The organism is Acinetobacter brisouii, from assembly GCF_008993995.1.
GTDB classification, from domain to species: domain Bacteria; phylum Pseudomonadota; class Gammaproteobacteria; order Pseudomonadales; family Moraxellaceae; genus Acinetobacter; species Acinetobacter brisouii_A.
Map to the genome: position 1 here is coordinate 12599 of NZ_BKNN01000018.1, position 22458 is coordinate 35056.

The 22458-nt window shown below is 48.4% G+C and carries 20 protein-coding genes; 1 reads left to right on the forward strand and 19 read right to left on the reverse strand.

Features of this window, described 5'->3' with window-relative positions:
- Positions 1-128: 128 nt before the first annotated feature.
- The 9 genes from GBN19_RS06665 to GBN19_RS06705 all read right to left on the reverse strand — a co-directional run bounded on the left by GBN19_RS06665 (position 129) and on the right by GBN19_RS06705 (position 11535).
- Positions 129-1607 (reverse strand): amino acid permease, encoded by a 1479-nt coding sequence (locus tag GBN19_RS06665; RefSeq protein WP_151777594.1) that lies wholly within the window; start codon positions 1605-1607, stop codon positions 129-131.
- 88 nt (positions 1608-1695) lie between these two features.
- Complete coding sequence (gene astE, locus GBN19_RS06670; RefSeq protein ID WP_151708995.1) at positions 1696-2670, reverse strand: succinylglutamate desuccinylase; 975 nt, start codon at positions 2668-2670, stop codon at positions 1696-1698.
- Between the two features lie 11 nt (positions 2671-2681).
- The gene (astB, locus tag GBN19_RS06675; protein WP_151708994.1) at positions 2682-4025 is read right to left on the reverse strand and encodes an N-succinylarginine dihydrolase; all 1344 of its coding nucleotides are present in this window, start codon (positions 4023-4025) and stop codon (positions 2682-2684) included.
- 22 nt (positions 4026-4047) lie between these two features.
- Positions 4048-5520: a succinylglutamate-semialdehyde dehydrogenase gene (gene astD, locus GBN19_RS06680; RefSeq protein WP_151777595.1), complete on the reverse strand. Its 1473-nt coding sequence runs from the start codon at positions 5518-5520 to the stop codon at positions 4048-4050.
- Position 5521: 1 nt separating this feature from the next.
- The gene (gene astA, locus GBN19_RS06685) at positions 5522-6553 is read right to left on the reverse strand and encodes an arginine N-succinyltransferase (protein ID WP_151777596.1); all 1032 of its coding nucleotides are present in this window, start codon (positions 6551-6553) and stop codon (positions 5522-5524) included.
- 12 nt (positions 6554-6565) lie between these two features.
- Entirely contained in the window at positions 6566-7780 is a 1215-nt protein-coding gene (locus GBN19_RS06690; protein WP_151708991.1) for an aspartate aminotransferase family protein, read from the reverse strand.
- A 231-nt stretch (positions 7781-8011) separates the two neighbouring features.
- Complete coding sequence (locus tag GBN19_RS06695) at positions 8012-9244, reverse strand: Glu/Leu/Phe/Val family dehydrogenase (protein WP_375707861.1); 1233 nt, start codon at positions 9242-9244, stop codon at positions 8012-8014.
- Positions 9245-9687: 443 nt separating this feature from the next.
- On the reverse strand, positions 9688-10458 hold the full coding sequence (hutC, locus tag GBN19_RS06700; RefSeq protein ID WP_111894093.1) for a histidine utilization repressor: 771 nt from the start codon (positions 10456-10458) through the stop codon (positions 9688-9690).
- 147 nt (positions 10459-10605) lie between these two features.
- Positions 10606-11535: a LysR family transcriptional regulator gene (locus tag GBN19_RS06705; RefSeq protein ID WP_151777597.1), complete on the reverse strand. Its 930-nt coding sequence runs from the start codon at positions 11533-11535 to the stop codon at positions 10606-10608.
- Positions 11536-11652: 117 nt separating this feature from the next.
- Here GBN19_RS06705 and GBN19_RS06710 point away from each other — a divergent pair, with 117 nt between their 5' ends.
- Entirely contained in the window at positions 11653-12873 is a 1221-nt protein-coding gene (locus GBN19_RS06710; RefSeq protein ID WP_151777598.1) for an MFS transporter, read from the forward strand.
- Here the strand turns inward: GBN19_RS06710 and GBN19_RS06715 are convergent.
- The 10 genes from GBN19_RS06715 to GBN19_RS06760 all read right to left on the reverse strand — a co-directional run bounded on the left by GBN19_RS06715 (position 12864) and on the right by GBN19_RS06760 (position 22412).
- Positions 12864-13508 (reverse strand): ATP-binding cassette domain-containing protein, encoded by a 645-nt coding sequence (locus GBN19_RS06715; protein ID WP_151777599.1) that lies wholly within the window; start codon positions 13506-13508, stop codon positions 12864-12866. The two genes, GBN19_RS06710 and GBN19_RS06715, sit on opposite strands and share 10 nt — an antisense overlap.
- The gene (gene modB, locus GBN19_RS06720) at positions 13509-14195 is read right to left on the reverse strand and encodes a molybdate ABC transporter permease subunit (RefSeq protein ID WP_151777600.1); all 687 of its coding nucleotides are present in this window, start codon (positions 14193-14195) and stop codon (positions 13509-13511) included.
- Between the two features lie 11 nt (positions 14196-14206).
- Positions 14207-14974: a molybdate ABC transporter substrate-binding protein gene (gene modA, locus GBN19_RS06725; RefSeq protein WP_151777601.1), complete on the reverse strand. Its 768-nt coding sequence runs from the start codon at positions 14972-14974 to the stop codon at positions 14207-14209.
- A gap of 10 nt (positions 14975-14984) precedes the next feature.
- Positions 14985-16214 carry a molybdopterin molybdotransferase MoeA gene (locus tag GBN19_RS06730; protein WP_151777602.1) on the reverse strand — a complete coding sequence of 410 codons (1230 nt, stop codon included), beginning with the start codon at positions 16212-16214 and terminating at the stop codon, positions 14985-14987.
- Positions 16211-17134, reverse strand: coding sequence for a bifunctional molybdenum cofactor biosynthesis protein MoaC/MoaB (moaCB, locus tag GBN19_RS06735; protein WP_151777603.1), 924 nt, complete (start codon positions 17132-17134; stop codon positions 16211-16213). The genes GBN19_RS06730 and moaCB overlap by 4 nt, the downstream gene beginning before the upstream one ends.
- A 24-nt stretch (positions 17135-17158) precedes the next feature.
- Entirely contained in the window at positions 17159-17662 is a 504-nt protein-coding gene (locus GBN19_RS06740) for a molybdenum cofactor biosynthesis protein MoaE (RefSeq protein WP_151777604.1), read from the reverse strand.
- 2 nt (positions 17663-17664) lie between these two features.
- Positions 17665-17916: a MoaD/ThiS family protein gene (locus tag GBN19_RS06745; protein WP_151777605.1), complete on the reverse strand. Its 252-nt coding sequence runs from the start codon at positions 17914-17916 to the stop codon at positions 17665-17667.
- 1 nt (position 17917) lies between these two features.
- A complete protein-coding gene (moaA, locus tag GBN19_RS06750; protein ID WP_151777606.1) occupies positions 17918-18925 on the reverse strand; it encodes a GTP 3',8-cyclase MoaA in 1008 nt (335 codons plus the stop codon).
- Between the two features lie 102 nt (positions 18926-19027).
- Positions 19028-19642, reverse strand: coding sequence for an NTP transferase domain-containing protein (locus GBN19_RS06755; RefSeq protein ID WP_151777607.1), 615 nt, complete (start codon positions 19640-19642; stop codon positions 19028-19030).
- On the reverse strand, positions 19635-22412 hold the full coding sequence (locus tag GBN19_RS06760; protein WP_151777608.1) for a nitrate reductase: 2778 nt from the start codon (positions 22410-22412) through the stop codon (positions 19635-19637). The genes GBN19_RS06755 and GBN19_RS06760 overlap by 8 nt, the downstream gene beginning before the upstream one ends.
- Between the last annotated feature and the right edge of the window lie 46 nt (positions 22413-22458).

A 22458-nucleotide genomic window follows, 5' to 3' on the forward strand; every position in this document is an offset into this window, starting at 1 on the left:
GATTTTGTTATCCCGACCCCGTGCAAAACCGAGTCAGGTGTATTGCGGATGAATATTGATATTTTTAGGGGAAGCAACTGCCCATCTCCCCTGAAACAAGGCAGTTGCTGATGGTTCGGTTTTATGTTTTATTCTTGTTCAGCTTCAATGCGACGACCATTCTCCAAAATCCAAGCCCGTTCGCTGTCTTTACGACCACGGCGCTTATAAGCAATCAATAGTCCGATAAACCAAATTGGTGAAGCGAACAGTGAAATACGCGTATCATGATCAAGACACAGAATCGCCACCACAAACACCATAAATGCAATGCCTGCCCAGCTCATAAAAATCCCTGCTGGCATTTTATAAACCGACTGTTCATGCAAATCAGGACGTTGTTTGCGGTAAGCCAAGTACGACAGCAAGATCATGGCAAAGGCAAATACCGTTAAAATCGAAGTAAATGCCGTCACAATATTAAAGGCGGTCATGACATTTGGGGTCACAAACAGAATCAGTGTTCCTGCGACCACACAGCCCATTGAACATAAAATCGCTTGCACAGGAACTTTACCTTTCGACAAGGTTTTAAAGCGTTGCGGTGCATCTTTTTCAACTGCCAAACCATACAACATACGACTGGTGGCAAAGATACCGCTGTTTGCCGAAGACATCGCTGAGGTAATCACCACAAAGTTCACCACAGACGCTGCCGCAGTCAGTCCAACCAGTTTGAACATCGCCACGAATGGACTTTGACCTGGGTCAACATGCTGCCATGACATCACCGAAATAATCACCAGTAAAGCACCGATATAGAACAACAGAATCCGCCAAGGAATCGAGTTAATGGCTTTTGGAAGAGATTGCTCAGGATTTTTGGTTTCTGCTGCGGTGGTTCCAACCAGCTCAATCCCCAAGAATGCAAATACCGCCATTTGGAAGCCACCCAAGAAGCCTGTCACACCATGCGGTAAAAAGGCATCTGGATTGGTGACATGTGACAGCGATGCTTTCACGCCATTCGGTGAAACAAAGCCGATGCTCACCAAGCTAATCCCCAAAATAAGGAAGGCAACAATCGCGACAATCTTAATCATGGCGAACCAGAACTCGGTTTCACCAAACATTTTCACAGTCAGCAAATTGAGTGTGGTCAAAACAGTGACCGTCGCCAAGGCAGGCAACCAGACAGGCAAGTCGGGATACCAGAACTGCATATAACCGCCAATAGCAATAATATCGGCGATGGCGGTGACGATCCAACCTAGCCAGTACGACCAACCTAAAAAGAAGCCTGCCCACGGGCCTAGATAAGCAGTGGCAAAATCCACAAATGACTTATAGTTGGTGTTGGACAGCAACAATTCTCCCATGGCACGCATGACAAAGAAGAAGAAAAAGCCAACGATCATATAGGTCAGTAAGACCGAGGTTCCCGAGGAAGAAATGGTCTGCCCCGAACCCATAAACAGCCCCGTCCCGATTGCACCGCCAATGGCGATCAACTGGATATGTCGGTTGGTTAAGGCACGGTCAAGATGCGGTTCTTCTGCCAAATGATGATGACCAATCAGATCACCATCCCCCATTAATGCGTGATTATCGTTATGTTCCCGATTCATCGCCACTCCTAAGCAAGCGTTGCGCTATTGTCAACTGGTCATGATATCCATTCATTTCTGTGCTGTTCGATGTTGGGGGCTAAGCCCCTCAATCCTCTGTCAGCATCAGCCCTGCACGTAATCCTTTTTGTACGTGTGGGTTAGGAAATAAAATCCATTCTTTGGCGTGCTGCGCCCGTGTTTCCTGCTGTTGCTGGGTACACAATAAGTCTCCCTGCTCGAACACAGTAAAATTCGGGGCATCATCACTGAGGTACAGCTTAAAGTCGTCATGTTGTTTGAGCAGTGAATACTGCACATTGAACTGACGCATCGCACTGGTTTTACCACGTCGTGGTAAAGGTTGATTTGCCACCACACTGCGTAACATGGCATCCGTTGCTTGGAACTGAGTCAGGTCATTGCAGCCAAATGGCAAGGCTTTGCCCAGCTCCAGCGTGCAGCTAGAGGCTTGGCAGGTTTCTGCGGTCAACTGGCTAAAGGTGCGTCCAAGGCTTTGGTGATGAACCAAGGCATCCAGATCGGCAGCCTCTAGCGAGTTTAAAAATTCAGGATCGAACGCTTCGGTTTTATAAGGCAGTAAACCGAAGGTCGGGAAAAGTGATGCACGAATGGCGGTGTGCAAGTCATAGTGCAGACGAGTCGCCTGTGGGTCACTCTGCTGCATGAAATGCTGCACCAGTTGCTCTAAGCCTTTGGCACGTGCAGTTTCAGCACTTTCCGCAAAGCCACTGACCCCGCCCATAAACATACGGTTCAGGTCAGCCGTGAGGTAGCGCTTGCCCTGACGCATCGCGTCTGGATTGCCCAAGATGATCAGCAAACGCACCTGCAAGCTGAGCTTGCCCGAAAACAAATCAGAACAAAGCTGATTCAGCAATTCAATCGGTGCAGTTTCATTGCCATGAATGCCTGCCGAAAGCACCACCACCTTGTGATAGCCCTGTACTGGGGTCAGTTCCAGTACGCCTTCAGCCAGCCAATGCCAAGTAAAACCGTGCTGCTGCCCCTGCTGTGGCTCAGGGAATTGTCCACTGAGCGTCATCGCCAAGAAATCCTGCATCACTGCCCCGCCTAAATTTGTTGGAATGGGTAGATTGAACCTAAATTCATCAACACCGTCAGTTCATCGAGTGCCTGACGGCTTTCGATCAACAACTGTGGATCAACCAGATCGGCTTGGGTTAAACGGTCACGGTAATGACGATCCACCCATTGATTCAGTGCCGTAAAGAGTTGTTCATTCATCAACACTTTCGGATTCACCGCCTGTAATTCCTGTTCATTCAATGCCACACGTAAACGTAAGCAGGCAGGGCCACCGCCGTTTTGCATACTTTCACGCAGGTCAAACACCTTAATGTCGTCAATTGGTGTGCCCATTTGAATCATGTCATTGAGGTAGCCCCAAACTGCCGCATTTTTGCGAGATTCTTCAGGCACCACAATGCTCATACCTCCATCAGGACGGGTCAAAATCTGACTGTTAAACAGATATGTCGCGACTGCATCATCCACCGAAACACGCTGAGTCGGCACTTCAATCGCGATCAGTTCTTGCTCAATGGTCGCCATTTTGCGGCGGATTTCATCGAGGGCTTGTGCCTGATGTAAAAATGCCTGTTGATGGTGGAACAACACTTGCTGGTTGCTCACCGCGATCACGTCATTATGGAAAACGCCCTGATCAATCACGTCAGGATGTTGCTGCACAAAAACGGTGTGCGCGGCATCTAACTGATGCAAACGGGCAATCGCTTCACTGGCTTCGCGGGTTTGACGCGCTGGATAGCGTTTTGGCCCTGCTTCACCATTGAAATGCTGCTGTCCATAGACAAACACCTGCACACTGCGATCCGCATAGCTCCCGCCCAAACGGTTGTGGTTGGCTGCGCCTTCGTCACCAAACAGTGCCACTTGTGGCAACGCTGCATGATGCGCGAAATGCTGCTCATCACGGAAAATTGCCTTTAAAACCTGTGAAGTGGTGTCGGCTTCAATCGAACGGTGAAACTTGTTGTTCAGGTTGGCTGCGGTGAAATGCACTCGACCATCGGCACTGTCCGCAGACGGTGACACGGTTGCAGCATTGGCTGTCCACATACAGGATGCCGAACTCAGTGATGAAAGCAGTTGCGGTGCGTACTTCATCGCCTGTGCTAATACACTGGCATCATCGCCACGGAAACCGAGTTTACGTAACATCGGCAAATGTGGGCGCTCATGCGGTACCAACACGCCTTGCTTCAAGCCCAAATCACTGAGGGCTTTCATTTTTGCTAAACCTTGCTTGGCTGCAAGTTTTGGATTTGACACCAGATTGCGGTGTTTGGTTGAGGCTTCATTCCCAAACGACAACCCTGCATAGTGATGAGTGGGGCCAACTAAACCATCAAAATTGACTTCGTAACCTAACATTTTCTTCTCCAATTTCCGTGGCTTATTCCAACACCAACCCTGGTGTTAATTTTTCAGGTAAGCTCAGGCTATCTGTTTCCAGTGAAGCCATTGGCCATGCACAGTAATCCGCTGCATAGAACGCACTTGGACGATGGTTGCCCGATGCACCGACACCGCCAAACGGTGCAGCACTTGATGCACCTGTTAATGGTTTGTTCCAGTTAACAATCCCTGCACGCGCTTCAATCAACAGCTCATCAAACAAGACGCGTTGCGTTGCAATCAAACCCACCGCCAAGCCAAAACGGGTTTTGTTCGCCAGTTCTACTGCCTGTGCAAAATCCTCATAACGCTGAATACAAGTTAACGGGCCGAAATATTCTTCATCAGGCACATTCGCAACGTCTGTCACTTCTAAAATGCCTGCGCTGAGTAAGCTGCTGTCGGCTTGTAAACGGGTCATGGTAAGCAATGAGGTTGCACCCAAATCAATAAGAGCTTGCTGTGCCTGTAACATGCGCTCAGCCGCAACCGATGAAATCACGCCGCCCATAAAGGGTTGTGGTTCAGCATCCCAAGCGCCTATCTGGAGCTTGCCAGCCACCTCAACCAAACGCTGAACGAAGGCATCACCTTGTGCGCCACGTTTCACCAAAATACGACGGGCACAGGTACAACGTTGTCCCGCAGAAATAAAGGCCGATTGAATTGCGACATTCACCGCAGCATCGACATCTTCAAAATCTTCCACGATCAGCGCGTTGTTGCCGCCCATTTCAAGTGCCAAGATTTTCTCAGGTGCACCTGCCAACTGACGGTTTAACTGGTAACCTGTATTGGCGCTGCCTGTAAACAATAAGCCATCAATTTCAGCGTGTTGTGCAAGGGCTTCACCTGTTTCACGACCACCTTGCACCAAGTTCAAGACACCCGCAGGTAAACCTGCCTGTTGCCATAACTTCACAGTTTCTTCGGCAGTCCACGGGGTGAGTTCGCTCGGTTTAAACACAATGCTGTTGCCTGCAATCAATGCAGGGACAATGTGTCCATTGGGTAAATGCCCAGGGAAGTTGTACGGGCCAAACACAGCAAGTACGCCGTGTGGGCGGTGACGTAACGATGCCACGCCATCTGCCATGCTCGTGCTGCTCTCACCTGTACGCTGTTCATAGGCACGTAGCGAAATCGCCACTTTACCAATCATGGCTTGCACTTCGGTCAAGGTTTCCCAGTATGGTTTACTGGTTTCTTGGCTAATCACTTCCGCCAACTGTTTTTTGTTTTGTTCCAGCAAACTGGCAAAACGTTGTACCACTTCAACACGCACGCCCAAGCTTTGACGCGCCCAGTGTTTAAATGCGCTGCGGGCTGCCTGACAGGCAGCATCCACATCGGCTGAATTTGCTGAATTTGATTTCCAAATCAACTGATTGGTCACAGGATTGGTTTTTTCTAAGGACATACCTCGCCCTTGCAGCCATGTTCCTGCAATATATAAAGCCTGTTCTGACATGTTATTTTTCCAATGGATTAAGTGCCAAAATACGTACTGACTGTCCTTCAATCACTTCAAGCTGCTGTGCCTGCTCGGCAGTTAAATACAGCGTTTCATCGTGCAACTGACCTTGAATCAGCAAGGCGCGATAGTCGTAGTACGCTTCGTTTGCAACTAAATAATGGGAACGGGATTTTTTGCTGTCGACTGCACCAATGCGGACGCTGACCAAACGGCTATCCTTGACAGCACGTAAGTCATCCAGTTCAGCTTCAATGGTCGGCCCTGCATCAAAAATATCGACATAACCCTGATAACGCAGACCTTCAGCCTCAAGCACGCGATAGGCAGGCAACGTATGCGGATGCACCTTGCCAATCACATTGCGTGCGCTCTCAGGCAGCAAGTCCACATACAGCGGATAACGCGGCATCAGTTCAGCAATAAAGACTTTTTGCCCGATACCACTTAAATAATCCGCTGTAGAGAAGTCCATATTAAAGAAGTGCTTGCCCAGCTCATCCCAAAATGGTGAGCGCCCCTGCTCATCGGATACCCCACGCATTTCTGCGAGTAGATGTTGTTGAAAAAACTGACGAAATGCCGCAATAAACAAGAAGCGGATTTTCGACAAGAATTTGCCGTTGTTGCTATGCCGATACTCGGGATCAAGAAACAAGGTACACAGTTCGCTATAACCCGTATGGTCATTGCTTAAGAACAGTGTTGGCAAAACTTTATAGACATTCAACGCCTTCGACGCATGCACCTGCGTACCAACATGGAAGTTGTACCACGGCTCGGTCAGACCAACCGCGACTTCCAAGGCACTGACCCCAACCACACGTCCATTGGACTGGTCTTCCAGCACAAACAGATAACCCTGTTCATGTTTGCTGGCTTCACCGTTTAAGGTGTTACGGGTACGTTCGATTCGTGCCGACAAGATCTCTTTATTGGGTGGCAAGGAAGTCAAGCCAGTGCCTGCCTTGGTGGCAAGCTGATAAATGTCGTCTAAATCGCGGTGCTCGGCGTGGCGTACGATCATCATGGGGCAATATCCTTATTTTACGAGACGGGCAACAGCACGTTCAAAACGTTGTAATCCTTCAATGATATCCGCTTCAGGGATAATCAGCGATGGCGTAAAACGTACTACGTCTGTGCCTGCCACCAACGCCAGTAATCCTTCTTCGGCAGCCAGATTGGTGACTTGTTTCGCTTGACCTGCATATTCATCTTTAAGCACACAGCCGATCAACAGACCTTCGCCACGCACTTGGCTAAATACAGGATATTTGGCATTAATCGCTTCAATGCCTGCCACAAACTGCTGATGACGCGCTTTCACGCCTTCAAGCACTTCTGGTGTATTAATAAAGCCAAACACTGCATTGGCAACCGCACAAGCCAGTGGATTGCCACCGTAAGTTGTACCATGTGAACCCACGGTCAGCACTTTTGCCAAAGCATCAGTGGTCAGCATGGCACCAATTGGGAAACCACCGCCCAACGCTTTGGCTGTGGTCAACACATCAGGAACAACTTCGGTATTCATATAAGCATACAGCGCACCTGTACGACCAACGCCTGTTTGTACTTCATCAAAAATCAACAAGGCATTGTGACGATCACACAGTTCACGCAAGCCTTTTAAAAATTCAGCATCGGCAGGTAACACACCGCCTTCACCCTGAATTGGCTCAACAATCACCGCACAGGTTTTGTCATTAATCACCGCAGCCGCGGCATCTAAATCATTATAAGCAACGTGCTGAATGCCTTCTGGCAATGGCGCAAAATCTTGTGAATATTTCGGTTGACCGCCCGCAGTCACGGTAAATAAAGTACGACCATGAAAGGCATTGTTAAACGCCACAATCTGGTTTTTGCCTTCAACACCGCTGTCATTGCCATATTTACGTGCCAGTTTCAGTGCCGCTTCGTTGGCTTCCGCGCCTGAATTGGCAAAAAAGACTTTTTCGGCAAACGTTGAATCGGTCAGTTGTTTGGCTAAACGTAAAACAGGCTCGTTGGTATAACCGTTACCAATATGCCAAAGCTTTTGTGCTTGTTCAGTCAATGCCTGTACCGCAACAGGATGGGCATGCCCCAATGCATTGACCGCGATTCCCCCAGCAAAATCAATATATTCTTTACCTTGCTGATCCCAGACACGTGAACCTTCGCCACGCACCAAAATAAAATTGGCAGGTGCAAATACAGGCACCATCCACTGGTTAAAGTCATTACGGGTAATCGTCATTGGCTGATTCATATTAACCTCTAATTTATTGAAAAATAGCCAATTTCATTTTATGCATCAAGCAAGCCACGGCAGCACTGTGTCGCGTTTGTTCTATGTGGGGCTAAACCACTTAGCACCCTGTTCATAGAGGTCTGACGGCAAGTTTACCTGCCATCAGATGATGCATAGGGGGAAATTTTCACCCCTATTCAAACTGAGTCCATTTCCAGTTTGCACCACTTGGGCACAATCTGCATTCAATTATTTTCCTGGGTAAATCCCGCGTTCTTTACGTGCCATGAGAATGCGCTCACACGCCAAAATGTAGGCTGAAGTCCGCAAATTGCAGCTCTTTTCTTGTGCCTTGTTCCAGACATCGGCAACCGCATCACGCATGATGGTATCCAGACGCTGATTAATTTCCGTTTCACTCCAGAAGAAGCTCGACATGTCCTGTACCCACTCGAAGTAACTCACGGTCACACCGCCTGCATTACAAATCACGTCTGGCACCACAATAATCCCACGGCGATGCAAAATATCATCCGCTTCTGGGTAAGTTGGGCCATTGGCGCCTTCCAAGACCAAACGTGCCTGTAATTTTTCTGCACGTTCTGCGGTGATTTGACCTTCGAGTGCCGCAGGAATCAGGATTTCTGCTTCAACATCCCAAAATGCTTCCGCTTCAATTTCAGTCGCATCGGCAAATCCTGCCACGCCACCATGCTGCTGCACATGCTGTTGTAAAGCTTGAGTATTTAAACCTGCTTCATTGAAAATGGTGCCCGTGTGGTCTTGTACACACACCACTTTGGCGCCTATTTCAACAAACAAAATCGCGGCTTCACTGCCGACATTACCAAAGCCTTGGACAGCAACACGGCTGTCTGCAACCGACAAACCAATTTTCTGTGCAATCTGACAACCTGTGACAAACACACCACGACCTGTGGCTTTGACACGACCCAAAGAACCGCCCAAGTGCACAGGTTTACCTGTCACCACACCTGTCACGGTATGCCCTTGTTCAATCGAATAGGTATCCATGACCCATGCCATTACACGCGGATTAGTGCCGACATCGGGTGCAGGAATATCTTTTTGCGGGCCAATAATATGACCAATTTCACTGGTATAACGGCGAGTCAAACGCTCAAGCTCGGCATCTGACAACTGGCGTGGATCAACGCGAATACCGCCTTTTGCGCCACCGAACGGCAAATTCAGTACCGCAGTTTTAATGGTCATCCATGCCGACAACGCCATCACTTCATTGAGATCGACATTGGGATGGAAACGAATCCCGCCCTTACCAGGGCCGCGAGACAAGTTGTGCTGTACCCGATAGCCTTCAAAATGACGAATCGACCCGTCATCCATCACCACAGGCACATCCACAATCAGCGCACGCTTTGGATTTTTTAAAGTATCAATATATTTGGTGAGGTCGCCCAGATACGGTTTCACCCGTTCAATCTGTGCGAGATAAGTCATCCATGCACTGTTATTTTCTTGTGCATAGGAGAGATGAGTCTCCACTGCAAAATCCTGTTTGTTGTGGTTTGCTTCAGCTTTAAGCTGTTCCGAAATCATATTTCCCACGTGTATTTACTCGCTACCGTTGCGTTTCGCTTTATAAGATCGCATCAAAATGGCGCTCTTTACATCCTGTGCATGTATAAACTTGTATATACAAGTCGAAATATAAATCAGTTTTTTTTAAAAAAATAGAGAAAGGGCTAAAATTTTTATAAAAATTCAATAAGGTATTATTTTATAAAAATATTTTTTATGATTAATGTCATTATACTGTCATTTTTTAGGCAAAAAACGCTGTTTTTAGATGCACTAAAATGGCTCATTTATCGATTTTTTAAGGTATTTTTTTAGTGCAGACCCAAAATCACTTGTACAACTTCACCCATTTTCTAGACCAGTTAATAACGCGTGGTTGGGGTAAATTTACCTTTCAAATAATAACGGCTACCTGGGTAAATCAGGCGGGCGCTCGACACGATATGCTCCCCTGTCCAAGTCCGACGCTTCAGCAAAAGACATGGCTCGGTTTTGCTGATTTCTAACCATTTGCATTCTTTGGCATTGGCTAAAATCGCTTCCACAATGTGTTCGCCCTGACTAATCGGCACACGTTTTACCAAATAATCATTCGGGGTGATTTGGGTAAAATCCTGCTGAATATAATTGGGAATCAGCGCAGCATTGACCAAGCGGTCTTCAAGTTGCACAGGAATATCATTTTCAAAATGAATCAAAATTGAATGATAGAGTTTCTGCCCAATCGCGACCTGCATTTGCAGACATTGTTCTTTATTCGCACGAATCTGTTCGAGCAAAATAATCTCGGAACGATGGCGATGGTTACGGCTTTCAATCTCTTTGGCGATATTGTCAATCTGGAATAATGCAGCTTCGTTTTGTCGCTCTGCCACAAATGAGCCCACGCCCTGAATACGGGTCAAAAAGCGCTGTTCAGTCAGTTCACGTAAGGCGCGGTTAATGGTCATGCGGCTACAGCCGAGCTGCTTGACCAGTTCCATTTCCGAGGGAATTTTATAGTTGGCAGGCCAAATTCCGTCTTGGATTTTTTTAATAATCAGTTGTTTGACTTGTTCATACAACGGCAACGGGCTGTCGTGCAGTGGCGATAACTCTGCTTGCTGCTGTGGGTTAGAAACACGGTTAGTCATGATCAACTCGAACAAAATCAATAAATAATAAAATGCGCGGGCATAGGCCAACAAAATGAATTCATTTACCCAAGAGTGGGTAAAAGTTTTACTAAAATAGCATAAATCATTAGTAGGATTGCCAGTTTTAAATCGCTGTTTTTGCGTTTATTTCAGTTGTCGTATCCCCGAAATGGTCGGCATCACCTCGCGCATCAGGCTTAAAAATTGGCGTAACCGTGCAGGATAATAACGCGCCCAAGGGTAGACCAAATACACAGGCAAAGGCGCTGCTTGCCACTCAGGTAGAATATTGACCAGTGTTCCATCTGCCAGTGCATCCGCCGCCAGCCAACTAGAAATCACGGCAATCCCCAAGCCTTGCAATGCGGCATTTTTCAGGACAAATAAACTGTCTGTGCTGAGTCGCGATTGGATCGGCACACGTTGCATTTCTTGGGTTATCTGGTTATTTAACTGAATTTCATGTCGATAATAAGTACTGAGTTCTAACCAAGGAAATAACTGTAAATCCTCAATATTTTCAATCTCAGGGAATCGTGCCAACAGCTCAGGACTCGCCACCATAATGCGTGGCACTTCCGCCAGTAAAATTGCCACCGTATTCGGGTCAGGCTCAAAACCAACATGTATGGCGCAGTCGATATGATCAGCCAAAAAATCAGGTGCAGCGTCACTGAGCCGCCATTCGATATTTAACGCAGGAGAGCGCTTTAAAAAATCCAAAACAGGCAGTAATAGTTGCTGTTGTCCAAAAGCATGTGGAGCGCGTACCCGTAATAAACCGACAGCTTCATCTGCCACCTGTTTCAGCTCATCTTCCAGATTTAGCCAGTCATCAATCAGATTTTTGGCATGCTGATAGCAGCGCTCACCATCATCGGTGAGCTTGGTGGCATGCGTGGTGCGGAGCAGCAATTTTGCCCCAAGCAACTGCTCAAGGGTACTTAAACGCCGACTGACGGTTGCCTGCGAGACTTCAAGCTGACGTGCCGCCCCTGACAGTGAACCTGCCTCGACAATCCGAATCAGGGTATGTAGCAATTCCAGCCGATCTATACGTTCAAGAGATTTCATTTGTGTTCTGGCTATACGTTGGACGTATAACTATTTTACCATGACGCCTGCTACCACGAATCTGCCATTTGTCCCAAAATAGCCATCTGTTCCTGCCCCGTTCAAGAGATTGCCGTTATGACGACTGCTGCCCCCACCCGATCCGTTTCATCCTTATTGGTGTTTATGCTGGCGACAGGTGCAGGTATTGCTGTGGCGTGCCTGTATTATTCCCAACCCATTTTGCCTTTATTTGCCAGTGACTTGCATGTTGCAGTCGGGGATTTGGGGCTGATTCCGATGCTGACTCAAATCGGCTATGCCTTGGGAATTTTCTTTCTGATTCCACTGGGAGATCGTTACGACCGCCGTGTGCTAATTCTGCTCAAAAGCCTGTTGCTGATTGTGTCTTTATTGGTACTGAGTCTGAGTCAGGGGCTCTACAGTGTACTGCTGTTTAGTCTGGTGGTCGGTATTACCGCAACTATGGCACAGGACATTGTTCCGACAGCAGCAATTCTCGCACCTGCGGGGCAACAAGGTAAATTTGTCGGCACGGTCATGACAGGATTGTTATTGGGGATTTTATTATCTCGAACCGTCAGTGGGGTGATTGCAGCTTACTGGGGCTGGCGTGCCATGTACCAACTGGCAGCCATCAGTGTCTTTGTGGTGGCAATCGGTTTATGGCGGGTACTGCCACGCTTTCAACCACATGCGCAGCTCGGCTACTTTGCTTTACTTGGTTCAATGCGACATTTGTGGCAACAGTATCCTGCTTTACGCCGTGCAGCACTGGCTCAAGGGCTGCTCTCGGTTGCTTTTAGTGCTTTTTGGTCAACCCTTGCAATCATGCTCGCGGAACATTATCACTTGGGTAGTGCAGCAGCAGGTGGTTTTGGGATTGCAGGTGCGGCAGGGGCTTTAGCTGCACCGATTGCAGGGTCATTGTCTGACCGTTATGGCTCGCATCGGGTAACACAACTGGGTGCAGCTTTGGTGATGCTGTCATTTGCGACGATGTGGGTGTTACCAATGCTGTCGATACATGCCCAACTGCTGTTGATTGCGATTGCTGCGATTGGCTTTGATTTAGGATTACAAGCCAGTTTGGTGGCGCATCAAACGCTGGTGTATAGCCTAGAACCGACTGCGCGCGGACGTTTAAATGCGGTGCTATTTACAGGCGTATTCACAGGCATGGCATCGGGTTCATGGCTCGGCAGCAAAGCCTATGCCATGGCAGGTTGGCAAGCGGTGGTAACGCTGGCAGCAATCATGGGATTGATCAGTTTAGCCATTCGCTGGATCGAAGGTCGCCGCTTACAACGAGTCGAACGCCTCTCCACTCAATCCTGATAATGTAAATGCCCTTCAGTCAGATGAAGCTGTGGGGCATTGAGTTGTTCCAGTTCTTCCCAATGATGGGTGATGTACAGCATCGGAATCGCCAGTTCTTGTTGAATGGTATTTAAAAAACTCAGTAACTGCTGGCGAAGTTGCAGATCCAAACCCGTGGTCGGTTCATCCAGTAGCAATAAATCGGGCGATGATAACAGCGCCCGTGCAATCGCCACGCGTTGGGCTTCACCGCCTGAAAGCTGATGGGCTTTGCGCTTTAATAGCGGCACCAAACCCAGTAGTTCCACAATATAAGCACTGGAAAATTTCGGTGTTGCGGATTTTTTCCAGCGCTGGGCATAAGCAATATTTTGCAAAACATTGAGATGCGGAAACAGGCAGGCTTGCTGAAAAATAAAGGCAATATTGCGCCGATGCACAGGGACATTCACGCCCTGCTGACTATCCAAAAGCACATGCTGATTAAGCTGAATTTTGCCCTGTTGTGGTTGCAGTAAGCCTGCAAGGCATTTAAAAAAACTGGATTTTCCTGCACCTGATGCCCCAACAATCCCCAATACAGGCGTTTGGGTTAGCAGATCAACCTGCAAACCGAAATCGGCTTGACGATATTCAAACTGACAGTTCAGCATTTACATCCGCCCCAAACGTTGTTGATATTTTTGCAAAATCAAATGATTGGCAATCAGTGCCGTAAATGCCAAAGCCACCGACAGCATCACCAGACGCAGTGCCATCTGTTCACCATCGGGTTGTTGCAGCAGCGAATAAATCGCAATCGGTACGGTACGGGTTTCATCGGGGATATTCCCGACAAAGGTAATCGTCGCACCGAACTCACCCAAACTGCGGCTAAAACATAAAATGCTGCCAATGATCATGCCCGGAATCGCCATCGGCAAACTGATGCTATAAAACACCTGCCACGGATTGGCACCCAAACTTGCCGCCACATGTTCAAGACGCTGATCGATCAACTGAAACGAGAGTTTGATCGGCTGTACCATCAGCGGAAACGCCACCACCATTGAGGCCAGTACCGCACCTTTCCAGTTAAAAGCCAGCTGAATCCCAAGCTGTTGCAAGTTGTGCCCGATCCAGCCCTGATTACCAAATAGCACCAACAAGCCATAACCCAACACCACAGGCGGCAAGACCATTGGCAACTGTAAACAGGCTTCGAGTAAAAATTTCAGCCGAAACTGGAGATGCACCAGACTCCACGCCACAGCAATCGCAAAAGGCAAACACAGCAAGGTTGCACACAATGCGACTTTGGCGGACAGTGCCAGAGCACTGAGTTCTTCAGGGGAAAGCATGCTGCACCTGATCAGCGGTTGATGCGAAAACCATAGCGCTGGAAAATCGCCAGAGCTTGTACACTGTAGCTCATAAAACGATAAAACTGTTGGGCTTCAGGGTTTTGCTCACCGACTTTGGTCAGCGCTACAGGGTAAATCACGGCATCATGTGAATTATCAGGCAGTATTCCGATAATCTTGACCTTTTGACTGACCAAGGCATCGGTTTTATAGACAATCCCGACATCGCACTCACCCCGTTCCACAAAGGTCAACGCTGCACGGACATCATCCGTTCCAACAATTCGACCTTGTAAACTGTTGAACCAGTTCAGCTTGATCAGGCTTTGCTTGGCATATTTTCCGACAGGGACAGATTCCATTTGCCCTGTACACAACTTGCCTGAAAAGGCTTGCGCAAAGGCAAAATGAGAATTGGGTTGAACCTTAATCTTCAGGTTTTTCGGGCTAATCAGTACGATTTGATTGCGCAGTAAAGGCTTGATGTATTGAGGGCTGACTTGCTGTTTTTGCAGTAAATATTTCATCCAGTCCTGATCGGCTGAAAAGAAGATATCACTCGGCGCACCTGCCACAATTTGCTTGGCGAGTGTAGATGATGCCGCATACACAGGAACCACTTTGGTCTTCGGATATTGTTTCTGATACAAAGTTGCAATCTCGGTCACGGCATTGGTGAGGCTGGCTGCGGCATAGACTTTGACTTCCCCTGCCTGCACACATAGCGCTGTGAATGTGCCTGCAACGAGCAGACTGAGTTGAGAAATAACGCGCATGTTCATTATCCTAATCCAAATAAAGTCCGTTCAATACAGTGCCTGCACTCAGCACCGTATCGGCAGGTACACGCAGCAAGAAATTACTGTCAAATAAATTGCTGAGCATGTGTGACTGTTGTTTTTTCAGGGCTGTGACTTGAACTTGCCCTTGTTCGACCTGAGCCGACATTCTTAAAAAGCGCTCACGGCGATCAGACTTGAGCTCGTGTTGCAGCACAGCACTGACCCATGCAGGACTGACGCTTTGCCCGAGCAAACCACGTAACAAACTGCTGACATAGACTTGCAACGCCACATAGACTGCGGCAGGATTTCCCGGTAAGCCGAGCAAGTAACAGCGATGTTTAGCCAATTGAGCACAGGCAAAAAACATCGGTTTACCCGGTTTTTGCTTGACCTTCCAAAACACCTGCTCAAAACCCAAGTTCAGTGCCACAGGTCGGACAAAATCGTAGTCGCCAACCGATACGCCGCCTGTAGTAATGATCAAATCAAAACGCAATTGCAAATCCTGTAGCAGCTCGGTCAGTGCAGTTTCCTGATCAGCGACCAAAAAAAACTCTGCATCTAAGCGCTGTTGCTGACACCAAGCTTTGAGCATCGGAGTATTGGCATCAAAAATTTTGCCCTGCTGTAATTCATCGACATGACTGGCGACCTCATCCCCCGTCACCACCACCGCAATTTTGGCTTGGCGATAAACTGAAACCCGTTGCACACCTGCCATGCACAGTTCAGCAATCGCCCCAACACCCAAAGACTGTCCTTGTGTAGTGAGCACTTGCCCTGCCTGTACTTCTTCGCCTGCATCTCGAATATCGGCATGTTCAGCCAAATCTTCGGTGAGTTCGATCTGCTGTTCCATGTGGAGTCGTACAAGTTCCTGACGCGCCACCGTGGTTGTGCCTTCGGGGGTTTTGCCACCTGTGAAAATCCGTACCGCTTGCCCAGCTTCAAGGATGACGTCACTGACTTGTCCCGCACGAATTTCACCGATGACCTGAAAATTTTGTCCTGTTTCAATCGGATGCTGCGCGGCTGCCAGCGCATAACCATCTACCGCACTTTGCGAAAAAATTGGCAAGTCGACAGGCGCATGCACTTCCTCAGCCAAAACACGCTGTAAAGCTTGCTCGACAGGCACACGCTCATGCGCTAGCGGTTTCACCGTTTGTGCAATCAGTGCCAAAGCCTGATCAATCGAAATCAGTCCATGTTCTGCACCACAGCCACTCATTGATAGCCCCCTGCATGCGGAATATTTTGTTGGACATCAAACAGATGTACCAAGGCAGGGACAATCGCGGTCAATGATTCACTCGCACCGCCACGACTGCCTGGTAGGGTAATCACCAGACTGTGGTCGATATAACCCGCCACACCACGCGATAAAGCTGCATACGGTGTGCGTTTTTGTCCAAAGCTACGCGCCGCTTCCATCAGCCCCGGAATTTCACGTTGCAATAACGGCTGCAAGGTTTCAACAGTGAGATCTTTCGGGCCTAGACCTGTCCCGCCCACCGTCACAATCAGCGGATAGTGATTTTTTTGCTGTTCGATCAATGCCAGTAAAGCCGCAGGATCATCGGCAATCACCTGATAGGCAATCTCACTAAAATTAGCTTCTTCGAGCATTTGCATGACACTTTGCCCCGCAGTATCGGGCTTTTTGCCTGCGGCAACGGTATCTGACAGCACAATCACTGATGCTTTTAAGCTGCGCTTGAGCTGACGGACAAAATGCGATTTTCCGCCTTTTTTCTTGAGCAATCGGCACTGATCCATCTGCAAATCTTCAGGTTCACAGTGCGGTTTCAGCATGTCATACAGGGTCAATGCGGCAAGGCTGGCAGCCGTCAAGGCTTCCATTTCCACCCCTGTTGGCCCGATGGTTTCCACGGTGGCCACAATAGTCACTGCTGCTTCATGCAGTTCAAATTCAACATCGGCACGGTAAATCGGCAGTGGATGACACAGCGGAATCAGTTCATCCGTCCGTTTGGCAGCCAAAATTCCTGCAATGCGTGCCGTTTTCAAGGCATCACCTTTTTCGGTATTGCCCTGCCGCAAGAGTTCAATGCAATGCGGCGGCGCAGACAGCACCGCTTGGGCTTCTGCAATCCGATAACTCTCTGCTTTCATGGCCACGTTTTTCATGCTGATGTTTCTCAAATAATTCAATCAATAATGTGAATGCTGATGTTTATGCGTATGTGTATGTTGATGATCTGAATGTGCCTGTTCCTCGGCACTATAGTCTTTACGAATACAACAACCTGTCACGAACTGGCTCGTACCATCGCTATAAAATTCTTCTTTCCAAACAGGCACTTCATGTTTAACACGCTCGACGGCTTCTTCACAAGCCGCAAATGCTTCACGGCGATGCTCGGCATAGGCCAGCGCAATAATCGCTTTTCCACCAATGCCCAGTTTGCCGACCCGATGCACCACCCGCACATACTGCACTGCATATTTGGCTTCGACTTCCTGCTCAATCTGCCGAATCATTTTCTCTGCCAAAGGCGCATAAGCGGTATAACACAGCGCATCGACTGTGCGTCCTTCATGGTGATTGCGCACCACGCCGACAAAACTGCCAATCCCACCGCACTCTGGGAAATCTTCAATCGGGGCAAAACAGTCGAGGCTTAAATCCTGATCCTGAATTCGTGCAAAATCCATGCTTAACCTCCTGCAACAGGTGACAGTAGCACCAAAGTACATGCTGTATCTAACGCATCCTGACGTGACACCAGACTGTCCCCGATAGCACAGGCACATTGCTGAATTGCAGATTGTGCTTGGGGATGCTGTTGCTCCAGTTGACTGAGCACGGCCGCAATCGCCACAGGCGCATCGAACTCAAGTCGAAGATCGCTAGGCAGCCAGCGCGTCACTGCGCCAAAACCTTCAATCTGCACGGAAATTTTTTGCATGTTAGCCTCCAAGCATATGCATACTGATTTTGCGAGGGGAATGTTGGGTAGCCTGTATGGCATGAAAGCCCGCAGCCTTGTGCCAAATATAAGTTCCAATCCGCTGCTGTAACTGTTCACGCGCCATATCGGCATGTGCAGCCAAAGCCTGAATCTCGGACTTGAGCGCAATGCCTTGCGGTGCAAACAGACAGTTAAATAACTCACCCTGAGCGGTCAGGCGAATACGGTCACACTGCCCACAAAAGGTGTGGCTAATGGTGGAAATAATCCCCACATCATAGCTTTGGTCTAAGCGGTAAATACGAGCAGGCGAATGGTCTTGTGGCAAGGCTTCAATCTGGTACTGTTCACCCAGTTGCTGCAAAATTTGTTGCTCGGTCACCACCTGCTGACGTTGCCACTGTGCATCACCATCCAGCGGCATATATTCAATAAAACGTAGCGGTAATTGCTGCTGTTTGGCCCATGCCACAAGCGGCAAAATTTGTGAATCATTGATGCCTTGCATCAGTACCGTATTAATTTTCAGGGATAATCCTGCCTGCTGTGCCGCAGCGATACCTGCCAAGACAGGCGCAAGCTCTCGTTGGGTGAGTTGCTGAAAAAGAACTGGATCGAGACTGTCCAAACTGATATTCAGATCGTCCAGACCTGCCTGTTTTAAGACATGCGCGTATTTAGGCAAATAGTGCCCATTACTGGTCATGGCAATGCGCTTGAGACCCAATGCGCGCAGCGATTGTAATTGTTCAATAAAATGCACCACGCCCTGACGCATCAGTGGTTCACCGCCCGTAATTCGCAGGCTGTCGATGCCGCGTTCCACCATAAACTGGCAGAAGGCATACAGGGCTTCAAAACTGAGTAAACTGTGTTTGTCCATCCATTCAGGATGTTCAGGCATGCAATATAGACACTTGAAATTGCAGCGATCCGTCACTGAAATTCTCAGTTTACGTTTTTGACGACCAAACTGGTCAATCCATGAACTGGCGGACTGCATCATGCACGAACCACTCCAAACCTGAAGAAGAAAAATGCACCTGCCACACGGTTCAGGTGCACATTTTACGAGCTTTATTGAAGCAAGAAATATTCCAACTTTGCACTAAATCAACACATTCAACTGTTTGTACTGCTGTAATTCATCGAAGGAGTTAATGCTGTGAAAAATCAGTGCATGTTTTCGGAACTTCACCGCTTGTGCATGCATCAATTTGAAGCATTTTTTAAGACTTAACTCGCCTTGCTCAATCTGAGCGCTCAACGCGGGTAAGCTGCTGCGTTTCAATAAGCAAAATGGATACAGCGCCGCGCCATTGATTTCGACATAAGCCACCTCGGCTTCAGGGTGCTGTTGCAAACTTTGGTGCAGTTTTTTTAAAACCGATTTCGGCAAATAGGTCACGTCACACGGCACAAATAGCACATAGTCGGCTGAAACATGTCGCCACGCACTTTTCATTCCAATCAGCGGCCCAAGAAAGCCTGTTTCATCGTCCTGAAAACTGCGAATGTTCGGCACCATATGCTGATAAATCCGATGATCACGGTTACTGCTAATCCACTGCTGTTGGGTTTTTCCCCGAAAATGTTGTGAGATTTTTAAGAGTTGTATTTGTTTATCGAAACACTGCAAAAGCTTGTTTAAGCCTTGCATGCGGCGGGCCTGACCACCCGCTAAAATGACCAAATCTGTAACGGGATGGTTTGCATCAGTCATGGGCAAGCTCCTGTTGGCACGATTTAATTAAGCCACGAATTTCAGGGAGACAGGAACCACAATTACCGCCTGCTTTTAAGCACGCTGTCACCTGTTTTTCGTGGGTGATGTTTTGGGTTTTTATTGTTTCAAGAATGCGATTTTTTCCAACTTTAAAACAGCTACACACCAGTGGGCCTTCACTGCTGCCCGCATTCATCGGTGCTGCTGCTAACAAGGCTTTACGATGTGTCGCACTTAAGCGCTCACGCTTAAATAGGCTGGCAATCCATGCCCGATCAGGCAAGAATGCTTTGTCTGCAATGTATAAACACGCCACCAAACGGTTGTCTTTAAGCACCACGATATGACACAACTGCTGGCTTTGATCTTTCAGGTCTAACCATTCCAGACTGTCATCATCAAATGCCAACAACGCCTTAATATTACTGGTGACGGTATTAAAATTTTGCCGTCCTGCCAGTTCATACTGCGCGGCATAGGGCGTGGTGATTTTATTCCACCAGCTCACAGACTGAATTGAGTCACGCACCTGTGGCAAATATTCTTCGCGAATAAAACACACACCCTGCCAGCGACTATGAAACGGCTGCATCATCACAGGGGTATGCTTAAATTCAGGCTCGCCCGAAATGGCATCCACCACAGGATTAACCACTTTGCCAATCCGCGCATCGGAGGCAAATTGCTCAGTCCAGTGAATCGGTGCAAAAATCTGCCCACGGCGCACGCCTTGCGAGAACTGCGCCCGCAACACACACTTGCCCCATGTTGAAAATACTTCCACCAGACCCTGTTCGGAAATACCATATTTCAAGGCATCTTGCGGGTGGATTTCACAATAAGCTTCGGCGCGGTGATTGGCCAAGGCAGGCGCTAAACCTGTACGGGTCATGGTGTGCCACTGATCGCGAATCCGCCCCGTATTCAAAATCAGTGGGTAATCCCCATTCACCACATTCACAGGCGCAACAGGTGCAGTTGCCACAAATTTGGCTTTGCCCGATGCAAAACTGAACTGACCCTGTGCAAACAGGCGCTCACAGGCTTGCGCTTGTGGCTGTTGCCACACAGGCCATTGAATCGGTTGCAGTTGTTGATACTCTTCAGCACTGATGTCACTCAGTCCTGCCAAGTTAAAGTAGCGGAAGGTATTGCACTGCTCACGCCCTGCTACATCACTGTTTTGGTAGGCAGAGAGTCGGGCATGCTCAAGGAAAATCTCATGCGAAGACTGAAAATCAAAACCTGAAAAGCCCATTTTCTTTGCCACTTGCGCCACCGCCCACCAGTCGGCTTTGGCTTGAGCAGGCGCACCTAAAAATGCACGTTGGCGTGAAATACGGCGCTCGGAATTGGTCACTGTACCGTCTTTTTCGCCCCATCCTAAAGCAGGCAATAAAATGTCGGCATATTGCGTGGTGTCTGTGTCTTGGCAAATATCCGACACCACTACAAATTCGCATTTTTCTAAAGCGCGTTTGACCTGATCGGCATTGGGCAAACTGACCACGGGGTTGGTTGCCATAATCCACAAGGCTTTGATTTTGCCCTGCTCCACCGCTTCAAATAAATCCACGGCTTTTAAACCTGCTTTGGTGGCAATGTTTGGACTTTGCCAAAACTGTTGCACCAATTGCTGATGCTCAGCGTTATCGACATCCAAATGCGCCGCCAGCATATTCGCCAAACCACCAACTTCACGCCCACCCATGGCATTCGGCTGCCCTGTCATGGAAAATGGCGCTGCGCCTGTACGTCCGATTTTCCCTGTCAGCAAATGACAGTTAATAATCGCATTGGCTTTGTTAACGCCTTGTGAGGACTGATTGACCCCCATCGAGAACAGGCTCATCACCTGTGAAGTCTGTGCAAATTTCTCAAAAAATAGCTGTAATTTGTCCAGTTGAATGCCTGTCCGCTGCGCCAGATCGACCAAATTGGTTTCACCCTGACTGGCATCTAAAGCTGCATTCAGATTGTCGGTATAGCGCTCAACAAAACTGATGTCGGCATAACCGTTTTGATATAAATATTGCAATAAGCCATTGAATAGCGTGACATCTTGCCCCGGTAAAATCGGCAAATGTAAATCTGCCTGTTCACAGGTCGCGGTAAAACGCGGGTCGATCACCACCACAAACAGATCACGTTCGGCTTTAGCCTGCATGATGCGTTGATACAACACAGGATGACACCATGCGGTGTTGGAACCGACCAGCACCACCATTTTAGTCTGTTCAAAATCGACATAGCTTGCTGGCACAAGGTCTTCACCAAAACTGCGTTTATGCGCTGCCACCGCAGAGGACATGCACAGACGTGAATTAGTGTCGATATTGGCAGTGCCCAAGTAGCCTTTAACGAATTTATTGACCACATAGTAGTCTTCGGTCAGCAATTGCCCTGAGACATAAAATGCAACGCTGTCTGCCCCATACTGATCAATACTGTCCTGAAAACGCTCGGCAATCTGGCTCAAGGCGGCATCCCAACTGCTACGGCGGCGGGCAGCTTTACGCCCCTGCATTGGCTCAAGTACACGGGTTTCCATGCCCAATGTATCGGCCAAATGACTGCCTTTGATGCACAGACGACCAAAATTGGACGGATGCTGTGCATCGCCACGCACGGCAATTTGTGCCCCGTGTGCCGTTTGAGTCACACTGACCTCAACCCCACAGCCCACGCCACAATACGGGCATGTGCTTGCAGTAGTGACTGTGCTGTCGGTGTGGCGAGTCTGTTCCACCATTGGAATGCTGTTCATACCTTGTTCCACGCTGCCGAATTCAACTTCTATAAGCTTCTTTCAT